This window comes from Archangium primigenium, assembly GCF_016904885.1.
Taxonomy (GTDB): Bacteria; Myxococcota; Myxococcia; order Myxococcales; family Myxococcaceae; genus Cystobacter; species Cystobacter primigenius.
This window is the reverse complement of sequence record NZ_JADWYI010000001.1, coordinates 964,437-983,094: the sequence shown is the minus strand read 5'-3', so window position 1 is coordinate 983,094 and position 18,658 is coordinate 964,437. Positions and strand designations below refer to the sequence as shown.

Annotated in this window: 21 protein-coding genes; 13 read left to right on the top strand and 8 right to left on the bottom strand. The window is 72.7% G+C overall.

Annotation, left to right across the window (positions count from 1 at the left end; translation table 11 throughout):
- Positions 1-57: 57 nt before the first annotated feature.
- Both def and I3V78_RS04255 read right to left on the bottom strand, forming a co-directional pair.
- A complete protein-coding gene (gene def / locus I3V78_RS04260) occupies positions 58-573 on the bottom strand; it encodes a peptide deformylase (protein ID WP_204485042.1) in 516 nt (171 codons plus the stop codon).
- An 81-nt stretch (positions 574-654) separates the two neighbouring features.
- The gene (locus I3V78_RS04255; RefSeq protein WP_239576288.1) at positions 655-1,281 is read right to left on the bottom strand and encodes a TIGR02265 family protein; all 627 of its coding nucleotides are present in this window, start codon (positions 1,279-1,281) and stop codon (positions 655-657) included.
- 312 nt (positions 1,282-1,593) lie between these two features.
- Here I3V78_RS04255 and I3V78_RS04250 point away from each other — a divergent pair, with 312 nt between their 5' ends.
- Entirely contained in the window at positions 1,594-3,414 is a 1,821-nt protein-coding gene (locus tag I3V78_RS04250) for a sigma 54-interacting transcriptional regulator (RefSeq protein WP_204485041.1), read from the top strand.
- 4 nt (positions 3,415-3,418) lie between these two features.
- On the opposite strand, the gene I3V78_RS04245 is transcribed toward I3V78_RS04250, so the two are convergent.
- Positions 3,419-4,555, bottom strand: coding sequence for a hypothetical protein (locus tag I3V78_RS04245; RefSeq protein WP_204485040.1), 1,137 nt, complete (start codon positions 4,553-4,555; stop codon positions 3,419-3,421).
- 83 nt (positions 4,556-4,638) lie between these two features.
- On the opposite strand from I3V78_RS04245, the gene I3V78_RS04240 reads away from it, so the two are divergent.
- Positions 4,639-6,399: an MASE1 domain-containing protein gene (locus I3V78_RS04240; RefSeq protein ID WP_204485039.1), complete on the top strand. Its 1,761-nt coding sequence runs from the start codon at positions 4,639-4,641 to the stop codon at positions 6,397-6,399.
- Positions 6,400-6,405: 6 nt separating this feature from the next.
- On the opposite strand, the gene I3V78_RS04235 is transcribed toward I3V78_RS04240, so the two are convergent.
- Positions 6,406-6,948 carry a hypothetical protein gene (locus I3V78_RS04235; RefSeq protein ID WP_204485038.1) on the bottom strand — a complete coding sequence of 181 codons (543 nt, stop codon included), beginning with the start codon at positions 6,946-6,948 and terminating at the stop codon, positions 6,406-6,408.
- 82 nt (positions 6,949-7,030) lie between these two features.
- Positions 7,031-7,765 carry a cell wall protein gene (locus tag I3V78_RS04230; protein WP_204485037.1) on the bottom strand — a complete coding sequence of 245 codons (735 nt, stop codon included), beginning with the start codon at positions 7,763-7,765 and terminating at the stop codon, positions 7,031-7,033.
- A 151-nt stretch (positions 7,766-7,916) separates the two neighbouring features.
- Here I3V78_RS04230 and tkt point away from each other — a divergent pair, with 151 nt between their 5' ends.
- The 9 genes from tkt (at position 7,917) to I3V78_RS04185 (ending at position 15,765) form a co-directional block, all read left to right on the top strand.
- A complete protein-coding gene (tkt, locus tag I3V78_RS04225; RefSeq protein WP_204485036.1) occupies positions 7,917-9,971 on the top strand; it encodes a transketolase in 2,055 nt (684 codons plus the stop codon).
- Between the two features lie 93 nt (positions 9,972-10,064).
- Positions 10,065-10,472, top strand: a complete 408-nt coding sequence (locus tag I3V78_RS04220) for a hypothetical protein (protein WP_204485035.1) — start codon at positions 10,065-10,067, stop codon at positions 10,470-10,472.
- An 84-nt stretch (positions 10,473-10,556) separates the two neighbouring features.
- Positions 10,557-10,997 carry a hypothetical protein gene (locus I3V78_RS04215; protein WP_204485034.1) on the top strand — a complete coding sequence of 147 codons (441 nt, stop codon included), beginning with the start codon at positions 10,557-10,559 and terminating at the stop codon, positions 10,995-10,997.
- Positions 10,994-11,449: a hypothetical protein gene (locus I3V78_RS04210; protein ID WP_204485033.1), complete on the top strand. Its 456-nt coding sequence runs from the start codon at positions 10,994-10,996 to the stop codon at positions 11,447-11,449. Before I3V78_RS04215 ends, I3V78_RS04210 begins: the two co-directional genes overlap by 4 nt.
- Before the next feature lie 14 nt (positions 11,450-11,463).
- Complete coding sequence (locus I3V78_RS04205; RefSeq protein WP_204485032.1) at positions 11,464-12,333, top strand: hypothetical protein; 870 nt, start codon at positions 11,464-11,466, stop codon at positions 12,331-12,333.
- On the top strand, positions 12,330-13,130 hold the full coding sequence (locus I3V78_RS04200) for a hypothetical protein (RefSeq protein ID WP_204485031.1): 801 nt from the start codon (positions 12,330-12,332) through the stop codon (positions 13,128-13,130). The genes I3V78_RS04205 and I3V78_RS04200 overlap by 4 nt, the downstream gene beginning before the upstream one ends.
- 337 nt (positions 13,131-13,467) lie before the next feature.
- A complete protein-coding gene (locus I3V78_RS04195) occupies positions 13,468-15,060 on the top strand; it encodes an ATP-binding response regulator (protein ID WP_204485030.1) in 1,593 nt (530 codons plus the stop codon).
- 69 nt (positions 15,061-15,129) lie between these two features.
- On the top strand, positions 15,130-15,519 hold the full coding sequence (locus I3V78_RS04190) for a plasmid stabilization protein (RefSeq protein WP_204485029.1): 390 nt from the start codon (positions 15,130-15,132) through the stop codon (positions 15,517-15,519).
- 18 nt (positions 15,520-15,537) lie between these two features.
- Positions 15,538-15,765, top strand: coding sequence for a hypothetical protein (locus I3V78_RS04185; protein WP_204485028.1), 228 nt, complete (start codon positions 15,538-15,540; stop codon positions 15,763-15,765).
- Here the strand turns inward: I3V78_RS04185 and I3V78_RS04180 are convergent.
- Positions 15,762-16,352, bottom strand: coding sequence for a GNAT family N-acetyltransferase (locus tag I3V78_RS04180; RefSeq protein WP_204485027.1), 591 nt, complete (start codon positions 16,350-16,352; stop codon positions 15,762-15,764). The two genes, I3V78_RS04185 and I3V78_RS04180, sit on opposite strands and share 4 nt — an antisense overlap.
- A 97-nt stretch (positions 16,353-16,449) precedes the next feature.
- Between I3V78_RS04180 and I3V78_RS04175 the strand changes: the two genes are divergently transcribed.
- Entirely contained in the window at positions 16,450-16,875 is a 426-nt protein-coding gene (locus tag I3V78_RS04175; RefSeq protein WP_204485026.1) for a hypothetical protein, read from the top strand.
- 69 nt (positions 16,876-16,944) lie between these two features.
- On the opposite strand, the gene I3V78_RS04170 is transcribed toward I3V78_RS04175, so the two are convergent.
- Both I3V78_RS04170 and I3V78_RS04165 read right to left on the bottom strand, forming a co-directional pair.
- Entirely contained in the window at positions 16,945-17,148 is a 204-nt protein-coding gene (locus tag I3V78_RS04170; RefSeq protein ID WP_204485025.1) for a hypothetical protein, read from the bottom strand.
- A 20-nt stretch (positions 17,149-17,168) separates the two neighbouring features.
- The gene (locus I3V78_RS04165; RefSeq protein WP_204485024.1) at positions 17,169-17,876 is read right to left on the bottom strand and encodes a YcnI family copper-binding membrane protein; all 708 of its coding nucleotides are present in this window, start codon (positions 17,874-17,876) and stop codon (positions 17,169-17,171) included.
- Positions 17,877-18,091: 215 nt separating this feature from the next.
- Here I3V78_RS04165 and I3V78_RS04160 point away from each other — a divergent pair, with 215 nt between their 5' ends.
- Positions 18,092-18,658, top strand: a complete 567-nt coding sequence (locus I3V78_RS04160; protein WP_204485023.1) for a hypothetical protein — start codon at positions 18,092-18,094, stop codon at positions 18,656-18,658.

Here is an 18,658-nt window from a genome sequence, read left to right as displayed (position 1 = left end):
GTAGGGGGGCGGACGTACAATCCATCACGTCCCCCTGTCACGCGCCAGGGGCGCCCCTCACTCCCCGGACTTCTTGCGGCGCCCGAGCGTCTTCTGCAGCTTGAGCATCTTCTCGCGGATGAGGCTGCGCTTGAGCGGGGCCAAGAGCTCCACGAAGACCTGGCCGTCCAGGTGGCCGATCTCGTGCTGGAAGACGTGGGCGAGCTTGCCCTCGGCCTCCACCTCGTGCCAGGCGCCGGTGCGGTCCTGGTACTTCACCTTCACCTTGTGAAAGCGCGGCGTGGGGGCGAACTGGTCCGGCACCGAGAGGCACCCCTCCTCCAGCGTCACGTCGCCCGAGCGCTCGAGAATCTGGGGGTTGATGATCTCGAAGAAGGTGCCGTCCTCGCGCCCCACCCACGAGCAGCGCAGGGGCACGCCCACCTGGTTGGCCGCGATGCCAATGCCCTCGGCCTTCTTGAGCGCCTCGAACATCTCGTCCAGCAGCGTGGTGAGGTTCTCCCCGAAGTCCGTCACCGGTTGGGTCGGTGTGGTGAGGACCTTGTGGGGCCAGATGACGATGTCCCGAGCCATGGCGGTGTCTCTTCTCCCGTGCGCGTGCGCCGCGCGAGGCGCCTTTGTACACACCGCGCCCGACCCGCCGCCAGCCCTTCTCTACTCCCACGCCACCCCGTACTCGCTGTCCAGCACGTCCAGGCGCAGGCCCCGCACCGACACGCCCCGGGCATGGGTGGCCTCCAGGAGGCCCCCGAGCAGTCCCTCGTGGAACGCGCACGGCATGAAGTCGCGCCGCATGAGGACCCGGCCCCGGCCCGCCCCCTCCCACTGCACCAGGCGCTCGCCGTGGTTCACCGCCACCCGGTACACCGAGGGCAGGTTGCCCATGAGCCGCCGCGTCTCGCCCCGCGACAGGAGCAGCAGCGCCCGGCCCGCCGCGCTCGACAGCAGGTCCACCGCCGCGCGCCGCCCCAGCACCCGCTGCGCGTGGCTCCAGCCCCCGAGCTCCGGCGCCAATTCCGCCACCGCCGCCTCGTTCACCCGCAGGAAGGCGCTCAAGGGATAGTGGAAGAACTCCATGAAGCGCGGCTCGTCCGCCGCCGCCAGGCAGCGCCGCACCCCCGCGGCCCCCACCCCCTCGCGCACCCGCTCCAGCGTCCCCAGGAAGAAGGCGCCGCGCACCGTGTCCCCCGGAATGGACAGCGCCAGCCGCCGCGACAAGGCCTCGAGCGAGTCCCGCCCCTCCGGCTCCTCCACCGCCACCGCATCACCCGTCATCATCATGACTCGCCCCTCTCGCGCACACCGTCCGGCTCTCCGACCCCACGCTAACCACGCCCCTCCCGCCGGGCACCGCGTCCCCGACCCCCGCGCCGTTGGCTCCTCGACGCCTCCCGCCCCCTTCGTGCGCCGCCCCACACCCCCGCCGCTCCCCCCGACCCTCCCGGCTGTGCGTCCTCCTCCCACGTCCACCCGCTTCTCCACCGATCGACACGACCTGAGGGGCCTCTCCACGCCGCGCCTGGACAAAAGCCTCTTTTATTGGTTTCTCCCGAATTCCCACCTGGCTTCACGGCCGACCCACCCGCCTCTGAGATGACGGCCTCCAGCGACTCCGCCCCCACGCCCCCGACCCCCAGCGAGCGCAAACCCCTCTACGTGCAGGTGGTCACCCAGCCGCACCTGCCGGGGTGCTGCGCGGTGAACATCAGCGAGACGGGCATCGGGCTCATCGCCACGCCGAGCGGGCGCGCCCAGGGGCCGCGCGAGGGGGAGGATCTGGAGATGGCCTTCACCCTGCCGGACTCGCGCACGCGCATCCACGTGCGGGGCACGGTGCGCTGGCGGCATGACCCCGCCGAGCGCGACGAGGCGGGGGTGACGGCGCTGGGGGTGAGCTTCCACGCCTTCGAGGGCTCGGATGGGGTGGCGCTCAAGCGCTACCTGCTGGACCACCAGTTGTACGTGGCGGTGGTGTTCGCCGAGGAGGCGGAGCTCAAGTCGCTGCGCACGGCGCTGGACAACCACGTGCGGCTGCGCTTCGTGCAGGCCCCCGAGGACGTGGACACGCTCTTGGGCCGGGGCGACGTGAGCGCGCTGCTCATCTGCGGCCGGGACGAGGCGCGCGCGGTGGCCCTGGTGGAGCGGCTGGCCATGCGGCGCGCCGAGGCGGACCCCTCGGGCGCCGGGCCCGCGAGCGACCTGTCCCCGCGCATCGTCTACTGCGCGCCGGCCATGCCCTCCCGGCTGGTGGAGCTGTTCAACCAGGGGAAGATCTTCCGCGCCCTCTCGCCGCCGTTGGATCCGGTGGCGCTGCGCCAGGCGGTGCTCCAGGCCAGCCGCGAGCTGGGCCTGCGCACCGAGCAGCGGCGGGCGGCGCTGGAGCTCGAGCGCAACCTCTTGCGCGAGCGGGCGCGCGAGGCCCCCCGGCCCACCACCGCGGTGGACGTGGGCGAGGAGCCGGGCTTTCGCAGCGCCGCCATGCGCCGGGTGCTGGAGCTGGTGCGCGTGGCCGCGCCCCACCGGGTGGCGGTGCTGCTCCAGGGTGAGACGGGCACGGGCAAGGAGGTGCTCGCGCGCGTCATCCACCGGCTGAGCGGCCGCAGCAGCCAGCCCCTGGTGGTGCAGGACTGCGGCACCCTCACCGAGACGCTCCTGGAGAGCGAGCTGTTCGGCCACGTGAAGGGCGCCTTCACCGGCGCGGTGGCGGATCACCCGGGCCTGTTCGTGCTCGCCGACGGCGGCACCATCTTCCTGGACGAGATCGAGAACACCACGCCAGCGCTCCAGTCCAAGCTCTTGCGCGTGTTGGAGAGCGGGGACGTGCGCCCGGTGGGCGGCACCCAGGTGCGGCGCGTGGACGTGCGCATCATCGCCGCGAGCAACCGCGACCTGGCCGAGGAGGTGCAGTCGGGGCGCTTTCGCAGCGACCTGTTCTACCGGCTCAACAGCTTCATCGTGGACCTGCCTCCCTTGCGCGAGCGGCCCGAGGACGTGCTGGACCTGGCGCGCTACTTCCTCGACCACTTCAACCGCACGCTGCGGCGCACCGCGGCGGGCCTGGCCGATGACGCCGCCCAGGCGCTCTTGTGGGCCAAGTGGCCGGGCAACGTGCGCGAGCTGCGCAACTGCATGGAGCGCGCCGTGCTCCTGTCCGGCGAGGACGGGTGGGTGCGCGCCTGCCACCTGCCCCCCGCGCTCGCCGGCAACGCCGAGACCATGCGCCGGCAACAGGTGCGCGTGAGCGGCGCGGGCTCCTTGCGCGAGCGCCTGGAGCAGATGGAGAAGGAGATCATCCGCGACGCCCTGGAGCAGCACGGCGGCGTGGTGCGCCGCGCGGCCGCCGCCCTGGAGATGGACCCGGTGACGCTCGGCCGCCGGGTGCGCCGCCACGGGCTGCTCGCCAAGGACTCGTGAGGCCCTAGCCGTTCTTCTTCACGAGCGAGCCCACCACGTCCCGGGTGGCGTCCACCGTCACGCTGATGAGCTTCTGCACCCCGGGCAGGGCCTCGCCCGGGGCGGAGGCGCCCTCCTCGGCGCGCGGCGGAACCGGGCCGCTCCGGCTCGTCAGGAGCTGGGCGATGACCTGCTGCAGCGTGGCCTGGTAGGACGCGTCCGAGGAGATGCGCGCGTAGTCGAGCGCCAGCTCGTAGCGCTCGAGCTCCGCCACGTCCCGCGCGGAGTCCTGATACTGCTCGCGCAGCCGGGTGTCGTGCCGCAGCAGCGCCGTGCCGATGCCCAGGGGCACCGCCGCCAGGCTCAGCCCTCCGAACATGAAGTGCCAGTCGGGCGCCGTGCTGTCGAGCACCAGCACCGCGGCCACCGTGGGCCCCGCGAGTGACAGGAGGAAGAAGGTGCACGCGCCCCGGTAGCTCCAGCTGGAGCGCCGCCACAGGCGATCCGCGTCCCCCCTCATGCTGGTGGCCCGCATGCGCAGCGCGATGCGCGCCAGCTCGATGCGCGCCAGGGCCTTGGTGTCCTCGCCCGCCACCTGCCGCACCCAGGCGCGCTCCTGCACCGCCTGTTGCTGCTCCCGCTCCGCCTGCTCCGAGGCCGAGCGCTGCTTGCGCAGCAGGCCGCCGTATATGGTGGTCAACGCCACGAGCAGCAACAGCAGGCTCGCCGCGAAGATGATGCCCGAGAGGAACGAGGCGTAGAACCCCGAGCGCGAGAAGCGGCTCCAGTTCAGCCCCATCTCGAAGACGAGCATCCCGAAGAACGCCAGGAACACCGTGAGGCCGATGACCATCGGCAGCACCCGGAGCGCCCACGCGCTCGCGCTCCTGCCGGGCCGCTCCGAGGACTCCACCCGTCGCGCGGACCCCTCCGCGCCCGGCCCCGAGAGCGCCGGGACGACGTCACGCCAGAACGCCTCGGCGATGTCCCCGGCGAGCGCGCCCGCGCCCCCCGGCACCCGGATGGTCAGGGTGAGCCGACGGCCCACCCGCGAGGCCGCCAGGACCTCGATGCCCGCGGACACGGCGAGCCGTCCCACATCCGACTCCCACGTGCCCGGAGGCTCCTGCCCCAGCTCATACTTCCCGATGAAGTCGGACATCCCACTCACGCTAGTCCCCCCGAGGATTTCGGCTCAAGCCAGGGGCCTCGCCCCGCGCGTTCCAACATAGACTCCGCTCCCGCGTGCCCGAGTCCAAGCACATCCTCCAGCGTTGGCCCCCGCTCCAGGCGGGGGGACTGTTCCTCCTGCTGTATGGCGTCAGCGCCTGGCTGGGCATGCGGCTGACGCCTCCGGGCGAGCACTTCTCCGCCATCTGGCCGCCCTCGGGTGTGCTGCTCACCGCGCTGCTGCTCGCGCGCGGGCGGCACTGGCCCGCGCTGCTCGCCGCGGCGCTCGTCCTGGAGCCCCTGGCGAGCGCCCCCGGCCACTGGCCCACCCCCGGCACGCTGCTGCTGTCGGCGGACAACGCGCTGGAGGCGCTCGTGGGCGCCTTCCTGTTGCGCCGCTCCGTGGGCCTGCGCCCCTCCTTGCGGCGCATGCGCGACGTGCTCGGGCTGCTCGGCCTCACCGTGCTGCTCTGCCCCATCATCAGCGCCACCCCGGGCGCCACCATCCTCGCCCTGTACGGCAAGGTGGCGTGGGTGGACTGGTGGCGGCAGTGGCGCGTGTTCTGGGTGGGCGATGCCATGGGCGTGCTGCTCGTGGCGCCGCTCCTCTTGTCCTGGGGCGCCGAGGACACCGTGCGCTGGCCGCGCCGACGCGTCGTGGAGCTGGGCGTGCTCCTGCTCGCGCTCGTGCTCACCGTGAACGGGGCCTTCCAGTGGGCCCCGGCCACCCCCAGCCCCCACCACCCCCTGCCCTACGCCGCCTTCCCCTTCATCCTCTGGGCGGCGCTGCGCTTCGAGGCCCGGGGCACCACGCTCGCCCTGCTCGCGCTCGCCGCCGTGTCGGTGGCCCACACGCTCCAGGGCCATGGCCCCTTCGCGCTCGCCGCGAGCGACACCCTGGAGGCCACCTCCGCGGCCGCCACCACCGCGAGCCTGCTCTTCCTCCAGTCCTTCCTCGCGGCGGTGGGCGGCTCGGGGCTGCTCCTGGCCGCGGCCGTGAGCGAGCAGGGGCGCGCGCGCGAGAAGAGCGAGCGGCTCAACGCCGAGCTGAGCCAGTCCCTGCGCGAGCTGGCGGCCACCCAGCGCGAGCTCGTGCGGCGCGAGCGCATGGCCGCCGTGGGCGAGCTGTCCGCCAGCGTGGCCCACGAGGTGCGCAACCCCCTCGCCGTCATCGCCAACTCCGTGGCCGCCCTCATCCGCCTGTCCCGCCCCGAGGCCAACAGCACCGCCTGGGAGCTGCTCGGCGTCATGGGCGAGGAGGTGGAGCGCCTGGACCTGCTCGTCAACGGGTTGCTGGACTTCGCCCGGCCCCTGTCCCCGCGGCTGCTGTTCCAGCCGCTCGGGCCCGTGGTGGAGGGCGCCCTGGACTCCGCGCTGCGCTCGGAGAACCGGCCCGGGCCCTTCCTGGTGACGCGCGCGTTGGATCCCGAGGTGCCCGAGGCCCCGCTCGACGCCCAGCTCCTGCACCGCGCCCTCAACAACCTCTTCCTCAACGCGCTGCAGGCCATGCCCCAGGGCGGCACGCTCCAGGTGGGGCTCGGCCACGCGGAGTCCCCCGAGGGCCCTCCCCAGGCCGTCATCACCATCACCGACACGGGCACCGGCATCTCCCCCGAGGTGATGCGGCGCCTGTTCGAGCCCTTCTTCACCACCAAGGCGCTGGGCACCGGCCTCGGGCTCGCCATCGTGCGCGGCATCATCGAGGCCCACCACGGTCAGGTGGCGGTGAAGAGCACCCCGGGCGAGGGCACCACCTTCACCATCCGCCTGCCCTTGACCGCCGAGGTCCCGCGCGAGCTTCCGCGCGAGTCCCCCCGGGACGCGCCCCGCGCCTGAGCCGGCTCAGAACGGGATGTTCTCGTCGTCGTTGCCGCCGCCGCCGCCACCCCCACCGCCGTAGTCGTCATCCCCGTGAGGAGGCGGCTCGTGGCCTCCGTAGCCACCGCCACCGCCCCCGCCGGAATCGCCCCCGCGCTGCCGGGCGATCTCCGCCTCGATGGACGCCAGGAGCTGACGCTCGCGGTCGTGCCAGCGCGACTTGCTCGGGTCATTGAGGGAGCGCCGCGCGCCGTTGGCGTAGTACTCCAGGTCGCCCATGCTCGCGCCCTGGATAGGGCCGCCCTTGCTGCGGCCGTAGTTGGGGAACACGGAGATCTCTCCGCCGCCGCCCCCGCCTCCACCGCCGCCCCCCCCGCCCCCGTAGGAGGAGGAGGACGCGGCGCGCCGGGGCGCCGGGGCCGCGTCGGGCGTGGAGCCGATGCTCAGCTCCCCCAGGCGCAACGAGAAGCCCTCCCCGTTGCGCACCGCCGTCCCCACCCGCACCTGCTCCGTGCGCCCGTCGGGGCGCCGCACTGCCACCGTCACCGGAAAACCCTGATCGCTCATGCCTGCCGGAAATCACCCCCGGGGCAGCGTGTCAATGACTCCCCGGGGCGAGCGGCCCGCGACAACCCGTGGGGGCTCGGGCTCAGTGCAGGGAAACCCGCTCCTTGGCGCCCTTCTTGCGCACCCAGGCCTTGGGCTTGGGCGGCTCGGGGCGGACAGGCGTGGGAGCGGGCGTCTCCTCGCGGGCCTTGGAGGCCGCGCGGCCCCGCGGCAGCACCACGTCCGCCACCGACTGCGGCGACGCGTCGTCCACCCAGTTGGTCGGCCGGCGCTCGCTCTTCACCAGGAGGCGCAGCTTCTGGTAGTGCGCCGAGCAGTAGCCCTTGGAGCGCGAGGGCCGCTTGCAGCCGATGACGGCGCACAGGCGGTTGCCCTCCACCGCGCGCGCCACGACGGCCTGGCCCGAGGGACGACCCCGGGGCGCGGGCACCGCCGTGCTCGCCGAGGCCTCGCGGGGCGCCGGGGCCGCGCGCGGCGCCGTCTTGCCCCGTCCGGCGGCGGGCTTGGTTTGAGCGACGGGCCTGGCCTGAGCGGCGGGCTTGCCTTGCGCGGCGGCGGGCTTGCCCTGAGCGGCGGGCTTGCTGGAGCCCCGGCCGGGCAGCGAGCCCCGTCCGGAGATGGGCAACGAGAGGCCGGGCAGCGCGAGCTGCAGCGACTGCATGCGCGTGGCCAGGGGCGCCAGGCGGTAGATGATGTCCACGAGCTCCGGAACGATGTCCAGCCGCTCGTCCATCCGCGTGATGGCCTTGTGCATGGGCGACAGGCGCGACTTGAGCTCCGCCTGGACCAGCTCTCGCAACGGTTTCTCGATCGACATCCACCCACCATATGACACCCGCTGGGGTTGTCCACCAGTCCAACCCGCCGTGCGGGGTCACTCTGTCGACCCGGGCACGCGCGCGCGACGAATGCCCGGCCACGGCCCCTCGCTTTGAGGCATGGTCGACCCCGAGAGAGGACTCCTGGACATGACCCACGACAAGACTGACTGGCTTTGCATCAACACCATCCGCACCCTCGCCATGGATGCGGTGGAAAAGGCCCACTCCGGACATCCCGGCGCCCCCATGGCGCTCGCGCCCGTGGCCTACCAGCTCTGGCAGCAGGAGCTGCGCTACGACCCCACCTTCCCCGTCTGGCCCAACCGCGACCGCTTCATCCTGTCCAACGGCCACGCCTCCATGCTGCTCTACGCCCTGTTGCACCTCACGGGCGTGCGCCGCATCGACTCCGAGGACAGCGTGCAGGACCAGGTGGCGGTGTCGATCGAGGACCTCCAGAAGTTCCGCCAGCTGGACAGCTCCACCCCCGGCCACCCCGAGTACCGCTGGACGAGCGGCGTGGAGACCACCACCGGCCCGCTCGGCCAGGGCGTGTCCAACTCCGTGGGCATGGCCATCGCCAGCCGCTGGCTCGCGGACAACTACAACCGCCCGGGCTTCGAGCTGTTCGACTACGACGTCTGGGCCATCTGCGGCGATGGCGACATGATGGAGGGCGTGGCCTCCGAGGCCGCCTCGCTCGCCGGCCACCTCAAGCTGCCCAACCTGTGCTGGGTGTATGACAGCAACCACATCAGCATCGACGGCGGCACGGACCTGGCCTTCACCGAGGACGTGGGCCGCCGCTTCGAGGCCTACGGCTGGCGCGTGCTCAAGGTGGCCGACGCCAACGACCTGAGCGCCCTGTCCCAGGCCTTCCGCACCTTCAAGCAGGAGCGCGGCCTGCCCACGCTCATCATCGTGACGAGCCGCATCGGCTTCGGCGCGCCCAAGAAGGAAGGCACCAAGGAGGCCCACGGCGAGGCCCTGGGCCCGGATGAAATCAAGGGCGCCAAGCGCAACTACGGCTGGCCCGAGGACGCGCAGTTCCTGGTCCCCGAGGGCGTGCGCGAGCGCTTCGCCGAGGGCGTGGGCGCGCGCGGCAAGCAGTTGCGCACCGAGTGGCAGGCCCGTCTGGAGGCCTACGGCAAGCAGTTCCCCGAGCAGGCCGAGCAGCTCAAGCGCATGCAGCGCCACGAGCTGCCGGAGGGCTGGGACAAGGAATTGCCCGTGTTCCCCCCGGACGCCAAGGGCCTGGCCACGCGCGAGTCCAGCGGCAAGGTGCTCAACGCCCTGGCCAAGGGCTACCCGTGGCTCGTGGGCGGCTCGGCGGACCTGAACCCCTCCACCAAGACGTACATCACGGCCTCCAGCCCCTTGCGGCCGGGCGAGTACGCCGGGCGCAACATCCACTACGGGGTGCGCGAGCACGCCATGGGCGCCGTCACCAACGGCCTGACGCTCAGCCGGCTGCGCGGCTACAGCGCCACGTTCCTCATCTTCAGTGACTACGAGCGGCCCGCCATCCGCCTGTCCTCCATCATGGAGATCCCCAGCATCCACATCTTCACCCACGACTCCATCGGCGTGGGCGAGGACGGCCCCACCCACCAGCCCATCGAGCAGCTGGCGAGCCTGCGCGCCATCCCCGGCCTCATCGTGATGCGCCCCGGCGACGCCAACGAGGTGACCGAGGCCTGGCGGGTCATCGCTCCGCTCAAGCACCAGCCGGTGGTGCTCGTGCTCACGCGCCAGCCGCTGCCCACGCTGGACCGCACCAGGTACGCCCCCGCCTCGGGCGTGGCCAAGGGCGCCTACATCCTCGCGGACAGCGAGGGCACCCCGGACGTCATCCTCATCGCCACGGGCAGCGAAGTGCCCCTGTGCGTGGAGGCCTACGAGAAGCTCAAGGCCGAGGGCATCAAGGCGCGCGTGGTGAGCATGCCCTCGTGGGAGCTGTTCGAGCAGCAGGACGAGGCCTACCGCGAGAAGGTGCTGCCCAAGGGCGTCACCGCGCGCGTGTCCGTGGAGCAGGCCGCGGCGTTCGGCTGGGAGCGCTGGGTGGGCCACGCCGGCAAGGTCATCGGCATGCGCACCTTCGGCGCCTCCGCGCCCCTGAAGTCCCTGCTGCAGAAGTTCGGCTTCTCCGTGGACAAGGTCATCGAGGCCGCGCGTGAGGTGATGCAGTCCAACAAGAAGTAAGGACAGACATCAGCGGCGCCGTCCCTGGAAACGGGGGCGGCGCCCGCCGCGCCCAGCCCGAGCCCCGGACCCGGGTATGCTCCTGGGCCTCTCATGACGCCTCCCACCTCGCCCTCGCCGCGTCCCTCGCCCCTCTGGTACAGCCTCGTGGCGGTCGTGGGCCTGCTCTGGGCCCTGGTCGAGATGAACTCCGCGGGGAGCCTCTTTCCCGGACGGCCCTGGTTCGACGGGCGGCGCCTCTTCTGCTTCCTCTATAGCGGGGTGTCGCTCGTGCTGCCCGCCGGGCTGCTGCTGCGCGCGGGGCGCCTGCCGAGCGCGCTCCTGTTCGTCATCGCCATCCTCACGGGCCTGTCCACCGTGCCCACCACCATGGCCCTCGTGCTGTTCAGCGGGCTGCAGGACTCGGCGTCCTTCCCGCCGATCGCCGTGGCGTTCGTGCTCGTGCGCGCCGCGCTCACGGGCACCCTGCTCTCCGCGTTCCGCGCCCGCTACTCCGTCTGACCCCCCGGGCCCGAGGCGACGGTCCGATGCGGTAGGCTGAGGCGCCGCCATGCCGCCACCCAAGGTCCAGCCGGAGACCACCCCATGACGTCCCCGCCTCCCGCCTGGTCTCGCATCGTGGGGGCCCTCGGCCTCGCCTGGGGCGCGCTCGAGGTGGGCGCCCTCGTGTCGTCCGCCCCCGACACGTCGTGGACGCCCGACCTGTACTCCGTCTGGCTCCTGGTGCTGGCGGTCGCCGTCATCGGCCTGAGCCTGGGACTGCCGGGCTGGCTCCTGGTGTCCCGCGGGCGCCCCACGCGCCGCGCGGCCCTCGGCGCCGCCGTGCTCACCACGCTCGGCGCGCTGGTCCTGCTCCTCGTCGCCGCGGTCGCCCACTCTCTGCGCAACAGCCCCAGCATCGAGATGGCGCCCGACTCGTCCGGCCATCGCGTGTGGATCGCCTTCCTCGTGGCCGCGCTCGTGCGCCTGCCGCTGCTGGCCGCCCTGCTCGCGTCCGCCTCCGTGCGTCCCCAGGCAACTCGATGACCCTCCCGCCCTTCCTCCACCTCTGGCGCCAGCATGCGCTCTCCGGCCTGATGACGTGGGCCGCGCTCGAGGTGCTCTACGTCGTCATCGCCGCGACCCGGCATGGCAGCAAGTTCCCCGGCTCGCTGGTCACCGGGGCGATGTGGGCCATCGTCGTGGGCGTCCAGCTGCTGCCCGCCCTGATCATCCTGCGCGCCCGCTCGACGGCCCCCTCCGTGCGCGGCGTCTTCGCGCTCGTGGTCCTGGGCTGGGGAGTCCTGATGATGCTCGGCGGCTCCCAGTTCAGCTTCAGCCCTCCGACCCCCGACCCCACGAAGGAGCGAAACTTCGACTTGCGGTGGCTCGAGTTCCTGATGCTCGTCGGCGGGCTCATGCGCCTCATCCTGGCGGTCCTCGTGAGCATGCCGCGGCCTCCGGACCCGTCCGCGAGGCGCGCACCGCGGATGCGGTAGGCTGCGCCTCCGTCATGCTCCCGCCCGACGCCCTCGCACCCGTGGACCCCTTGGACCCCCTGCGCGAGCGCGCCCGCTCGTCCGAGGCCGGACAGGAGGACATCGACGCGCTGCTCGCCGAGTGCGACCGCGTGCTCGGACCCGAGGAGGACAAGCGCGAGCGCTTCCGGGTGCTGCACCTGATCATCGAGGACTCCTTCCTCGGGGGCTTTCGCGGCGGGGATCAGCGGCGCGTGGACGAGACCGCGGCGCGCGCCGTGCTCGCCCTGGGCGAGCCCTATGCCCAGGAGCTGTCCGCCACGGGCCGGGACGTGCTCCACCCGCCCCCGCCCGAGCCCAAGCCCAAGCCCCCACGGCCCCGTCCTCCCCCTCGCGACGCCGCGCCCGCCGCGCCCGCCGCCACGTCCGCCGACGCGATTCCAGAGGCGCGGCCCGCGCTGAGGCGCTTGTCCCAGTACGGGCTGGTCCTGCTCGGGGTCGAGGCGCTGCTCGTGCTGGGCAATTGCCTGTTCACCGCGGGAATCGTCGGCCTGCTCTTCGGCGCGGTGTTGTGCACGTGTCTGTCGCTGTTTCCCGCCCTGGCCTTGCGGATCGACCCGGAGGAGTCCCGCTCGTATTTCGCCACGGTGCTCGTGCTCAACCTGCTCGGCGCCGGGGCCGTCGCCGCCCTGAGCATCGGCCTGCCGACCTTCGTCTATTTCGCCTACTTCGGCCCCTTCCTCCCCGCCGCGTTGCTCTCGGAGCATCGCGCGAACATGGAGCAGGTCCTGCCCTGGCTCCTGCTGTCGGTGGCGGTGCGGCTGGTCGTGGCGTGCGGGGTGCTCATCGCCCGCTGGCCCCCGCCCGAGGAGCTCCAGGAAACCCACCCGGGCTCCCGCGAATGAACGCTCCCGACCCGCTCGCGCCGGTGGATCCCCTCCACTCCCTGTGCGAGCGCGTGCGCGCGCCCGACGCCGGGCCCGAGGACCTCCGGTCCCTGCTCGCCGAGTGTACCCGTCCGCTCCTGCCCCACGAGGACACGGCCGCGCGCGCCCGGGCCCTGGGCCTGCTGCTCGAGGACCCATTCGTGGGCGGCCTGCGCGACGCGCGCCACCGGCGGGTGGACGAGACCGCCGCCCGGGCGCTCGTGGCGCTCGGCGAGCCCCACCTCCAGGCCCTGTCCCCCGAGGCCCGACGCGTCCTCGACCAACTGGAGGTGAAACCCAGCGCCCCGCCACCTCCGGAGCCCGGGGCCCCCCGCGCCTGGCCCCAGCACCTCGCCCTGGGCGTGCTCGCCTGGGGCGCGATCGAGGCGCTGTGCGCGTCCGGACTGATTGTGTCCTGGAACACGGAATCGGCCCTCTTCGGGGGCGTGCTGGTGCTGCTCGCGCTCGTCCTGGTGGGCGTGACGCTGGGGGTGCCGTGCGACATCCTCCTGTCGCGCCAGCGGCGCTTCTCGCCCTTCGCCTACCTCGCCGCCGCCGTCGACGCCGCCGGCAGCGGCCTGCTGATGCTGTCCGTCAGTGACTTCGGGCTCGCGTTCACCCAGTACGACCCGACGGAGGGCACGTACCTCGAGCAGCACGGGGTGGGCCTCTTCCTGCTGGCCAGCGGGGTCGTGCGCCTCACCCTGGCCCCCGCCCTGTCCGCCGCCTTTCGCGCGCGGCCCCCACCCCGAGAGAAGAGCGCTCCGGCCCCCTGACGGACCGGAGCCGCCCGGGCGGAGACCGGGAGGGCAGCCACCGCCGCGCCCCACCCCGCGTCCCGCGCCGTCCCGTTGACGCCGGGTGTCGCGAAGCCCAGGGGGTGTTCCCACCTCGGGACCTGTCACGCGCGCCCCCATCCACAATCCCCGCGCGCCCGAAATCCGCGCAACCCGTCCCCAGGTGCCAATGGTGGACACAATGTGGATGTTGGTGGTGAGGAGACCGACATTTGGGGCCGCCAGATACACCGTCCGCGAGCAGTGCCCGTGACCCAGACACGGAGTGGAACCGCCCTCCGAAATCCCGTGCGCCCCTTCCGCCCGGAGCCCGCGCATGAGTGCCCTGGCCCACCTGCTCACCATTCGACGTGAGGAATTGCTGCGGCGCTGGAGCGAGGCGCTGCGCGGACGAAGCCCGGCCCTCGACACCGCCCCGCCGCCCCCCCTGGCGGAGTTGCTCACCGCGCTGGCCCGGGCCGTGGGCGAGCGCGCGTCCCCGGGCCCCGCCCCGTCCCCACCGTGGAGCCCCGAGGCGTTGGATCCCGAGAGCCTGGTGCACCTGTACGACGCGCTGGGCGAGACGGTGTCCGCGATGCTCCAGGAGATGGGGGCCACGCCCTCGCCCGGGGACTTGCGGGTGCTCACCCGGTTCATCACCTCGGGGCTCGCCCAGGCGCTGGGCGCGGAGGGCCAGGGGGCGCGGCGCGCGCGTGACGAGCACGAGCGCGAGCGGCTGCTGGCCAGCGAGAAGGCGTCGCGCCAGGAGGCCGAGGAGGCCAACCGGCTCAAGGACGAGTTCCTCGCCACGGTGAGCCACGAGTTGCGCACGCCGCTCACGGCCATGCTCGGCTGGGTGCAGGTGCTGCGCAATGGCAACCTCCCCCCGGAGAAGCACGCCCGGGCGCTGGAGACCATCGAGCGCAACGCCCGGGCCCAGGGCCAGCTCATCGAGGACCTGCTCGACGTGAGCCGCATCATGTCCGGCAAGCTCAAGCTGGACGTGGAGCCGGTAGAGGTGAGCGCCGTGGTGGAGCAGGCGCTCGAGTCGGTGCGGCCCGCGGCGGACGCCAAGGGCCTGCGCATCCAGACGGCCCTGGACTCCACGGGCAACGTGATGGGGGACGCGCACCGGCTGCAGCAGGTGGTGTGGAACCTCCTGTCCAACGCCGTGAAGTTCACCCCCAAGGGCGGGCGGGTGCAGGTGTTCGTCGAGCGGCGCGACTCGTCGGTGGAAATCACGGTGGCGGACACCGGCCCGGGCATCTCCCAGGAATTCCTGCCCCACCTCTTCGAGCGCTTCCGCCAGGCCGAGGGCACGCTCACGCGCCGGGCGGGAGGGCTCGGGCTGGGCCTGTCCATCGTGAAGCAACTGGTGGAGATGCACGGGGGAATCGTGAGCGCCTTCAGCGAGGGCGTGGGCAAGGGCACCACCGTGACGGTGCGGCTGCCCCTGTCCGTGGCGCTGCGACGGGAGGTGGCCGTGCCCGCTTCCCTGCGCAACGCCCATCAGGGCATCCAGTGTCCCCCGGAGCTCAGCGGCCTGCGGGTGCTCATCCTGGACGACGAGCAGGACACGCGCGAGCTGCTCCGCACGCTCCTGGAGGGGTGCAACGCGCGGGTCATCACCACCGCGTCCGTGGACGAGTGCCTGGCGCGCCTGCGCGAGGAGCGCCCGGACGTGCTCGTGTCGGACATCGGCATGCCGGGGGAGGACGGCTACTCGCTCATCGCCCGGGTGCGCGCGCTGCCGCCCACGGAAGGAGGGCGCACGCCAGCCGTGGCGCTCACCGCCTACGCGCGCGTGGAGGATCGGACCCGGGTGCTGCTCGCGGGCTTCCACAGCCACGTGCCCAAACCGGTGGAGCCCGTGGAGCTGCTCGCGGTGCTCGCGTCGCTCTCGGGTCGCTTCGGGGCGGTGCGCACCTGACCCGGGGGCCCCTCCCCTTTGCATCCCGGGCAGGCGGACACACCTTGCCCTCTAGAGGAGGAGTGCACGATGCCCCGTGGAGACAAGAGCAAGTACACCGACAAACAGAAGCGCAAGGCCGAGCACATCGAGGAGGGCTACGTGAAGCGTGGCACGAGCCCCAAGGAGGCGGCGGCCCGGGCCTGGGCCACCGTGAACGCCGAGTCCCACGGCGGCGAGAAGCCGGGGGGCTCGGGCTACGGCAAGCCGGAGACGCACCAGGCCTCCCGCCGCGGCGGGCGCGTCAGCCTGGGCAAGCGCACCCCGGCCCAGCGCTCCCAGGCGGCGAAGAAGGCCGCCGCCACGCGCAAGAGCAAGAGCGTCAAGCGCAGCCAGGCCGCCAAACGCGCCGCGGCCAAGCGCGCGCCGGCCAAGAAGCGCGCCACGACGAAACGGACGAGCGCCCGCAAGCGCTCCTGAACGCGGAAGGACACCCTCATGGCAGCACGCAAGAACAGCCTCGTGGCCAACATCAACCGCCGCAAGAAGGCGGGCACCTCGCGCCCCAAGCGCAAGTCCACGGTGGGCAAGAAGGCCTACAAGAACATGGAGCGGGGCTGGGGCAAGACGGCGCGCAAGAAGACCGCCGCGAAGAAGACGGGCGCCCGGAAGAAGACCGCCGCGCGCAAGAAGACCCCCAGCCGCGCGCGCAAGAGCCGCGGCTAGCGCGGCCCCGACGAGTCTGGCCCCCAGGTGTCCTCGAGCAGGGGACGCCAGAGGGGGCGCCGGGCCTCCCAGTCCGGCCGCACCAGGCCCCACACCTGCTGATCCTTGCGCCGCCCCTCGATGAGGTAGTGCCCGCGCATCACGCCCTCCAGCGAGAAGCCGAGCTTGCGCGCCACGCCCTGCGAGGCGAGGTTGTCCACCGCCGTGGTGAGCCAGACGCGGTGCAGGAAGTCCCAGTCGAACAGCCGCGCCACCACCGCCGCCACCGCGCGCGTGCCCAGCCCGCGCCCGTGCCAGGCCGCGCGCAGCATGTAGCCCACCTCGATGCGGCCGTGGAACCGCGACAACTCCCGCGCGGACACCGTGCCGATGAGCACCCCGTCCGTCTCCACCATCCACCGGAAGCTCGTGGCGCGCGTGTCGTCCAGGTCCGCGCCGGACTCCAGCAATCGCTTGAGCAGGGACTCGCGCGAGGCGGGCTCCAGCGGCATCAGGCTCCGGGCCACCGGCTCCTCCCGCATCGCTCGCCAGTCGTCCACGTGCTCGGGACGGGCCGGGATGAGCCGCAGCGGGAGACGGGTCGTCATGGCCCCACCCTACCCCAGCGTCCGGGCGGGCAGGCGCCCCCTGCACGATCCCCGGGGGCACCCCACTCTTCTGCCACACCACAGGGAGGGTACACACATGACGAAGACCAAGTTCATTCTGGCGGGTCTGATGGCGGGTGCGGTGGCTTTTGGCGCGGGCTGCAAGACGGACACCGCGGCGCGTGGCACCACCGAGCAGAGTGTCCCCGCGCCCGACACGGGCACGGGCGGCACCGGCTTCGACACGCCGCAGTCCATGCCGCAGGACGGCACGATGGCGCCCATCGAGGATGACGCCAGCGTGCGCGAGCGCGAGCCGGGCGTGCACCAGACGCCGCCCATCATCGACGAGCCGGGCACGGGTGGCTCCGGTCTGCCCGACAGCGACGGCCTGGAGCGCCCGGACGGGCTCGGCCAGGACAACCTGGGCCAGGACGATGCCAACACCACCATCGTCCCGGACGCCAATGACGCCCCCGTCAACGACGGGATGATGAACAACGGCACCAGCGTGCCCCAGTAGTCCCGGGACACCCTGTTGCGTGGGACAGGACGGGCCCCCGTGCGATGAGCTCGGGGGCCCGTTCGCGTCTCAGCGCGGCGGCTTGAGCGCGTCCGGCAGACCCGGACCCGCGGGCGGCCGCTCGGACGCGGCGCCGGCCATGCCCGGGGGCCGCAGCTCCGCGGGCAGCCCCGACGCCTCGGCCGGAGGGGTGGGGGGCTCGGGCGGGGCCACGGGCTCCCCCGGACAGGCGCACAGCAGACCCGTGAGCGACAACAGGATGAAGGCACGCATCGCGGAAGTCCTCCTCGCCGTCAGTAGCGCACCCAGATGTCGGTGCCGGGGTGGATCTCCCGGAGCACCTGCGTGCCCGGCTCCTGCGCGATGAGCCCGGAGATGTGGGCGCTGGGGCTGTAGGCGGCGCTGCCCGCCCAGACGATCTGCGCGTCCTTGAAGACGCTCAGGTCATGCACGTGCTCGTTGACCGTGTACTTGTTCCACCCGGGCGTGCGCGCGGGCAGGAGGAAGAGCACCGGCGCGGGCAGGGTCGTCTCCGCGGCCAGGTGGCCCCCGTGGCCGCCCTCGGTCCCCACCCACTCCTGGGTCACCACGGTGCCGTCCGCCTTGCGGCAGCTCTGCACGGTGGGGAAGGCGAGCGAGGTGAAGGGCTTGTCGGGCAGCGCGGCGCGCAGGGTGAACTTGTAGAAGTCGCTGTCGGAGGGCAGCACGTCCGCCTCGGCCTTGGTCCACGTCACGGCCGTCACCCGGCCGCTCGCGTCCTGGGTCACCTGCGCCTTGCCGAACACCGAGGGCACCGGCCGCACCCCGCCCACGCCCTCCGGAATGCGAATCTCCAGGCGGAAGGTGTCGAGCCCCTCGCACCCGTGGCCCACCGCGAAGGACAGCTCCTGCGTGGTGGCCGCCACCGCGGGCGTGCCCGTGGACAGGCCGATGTGCGCCTCGGCTCCGGGCGCGAACAGGCAGGCCGCGAGCGCGGCCCCGGTCAGGACATGAACCTTCATGTGCGGTACCTCCCCAACGGAGAATCGTGGGGTGGCTTGTACGAGCCCCGTCCGGAAGCCGGAATGAGACACGTTGTCGCACCCGGCCCGGGCCGCCTGGAGGGCAGCCAGGAGCGTGCACCCTCGAACAACTCCGGCGTCGAATAATCCGCGCCCCCTCCCGTCTGGAACAGCAACGAGCCGCTGAACGGCTTCCCCATTCAGGAGCACACCCCATGAAGCGCCACACGTCCCTCCTCGTCGCCTCCCTGTTCTTCTGCGCCGGTGCCGCCCAGGCCCAGGGCCGGGACAACCGCGGGCAGAAGCACCAGGAGGCCAAGCAGAACAAGCAGGAGCTGAAGGACGACCGGCGGGACGTGCGCGAGCTGCGCGAGGTGCTGGGGCAGTTCGACCGGGCCCAGGCCCGCCGGGACGAGCGCGCCATGCGCGAGGTGGAGGACCGCCTGCGCCACCTGGTGCGCGCGGAGCTGGCCGAGGGCAGCCGCGAGCTGGACAAGGACCGCCAGGAGATCCGCCGCGACGGCCGCGGCGGAGGCTGGGACGACCGCAAGGACCGCCGCGACGACGTGCGCGACTACCAGCAGGAGCGCGCCATGCAGTCGACCCGGGCCTCCGTCGCCCGCGAGCTGTCGGGGCTCGTGGGCCAGCGGGGCCGGCGCGAGCTGGACCGCACGCGCACCCTCATCGTGCAGCTCATCGACATGGGACAGCACGAGGTGCAGCAGACCCAGCAGGAGATCCGCGAGGATCGCCGTGACGACCGCCGCGATCACCGCCGCTGA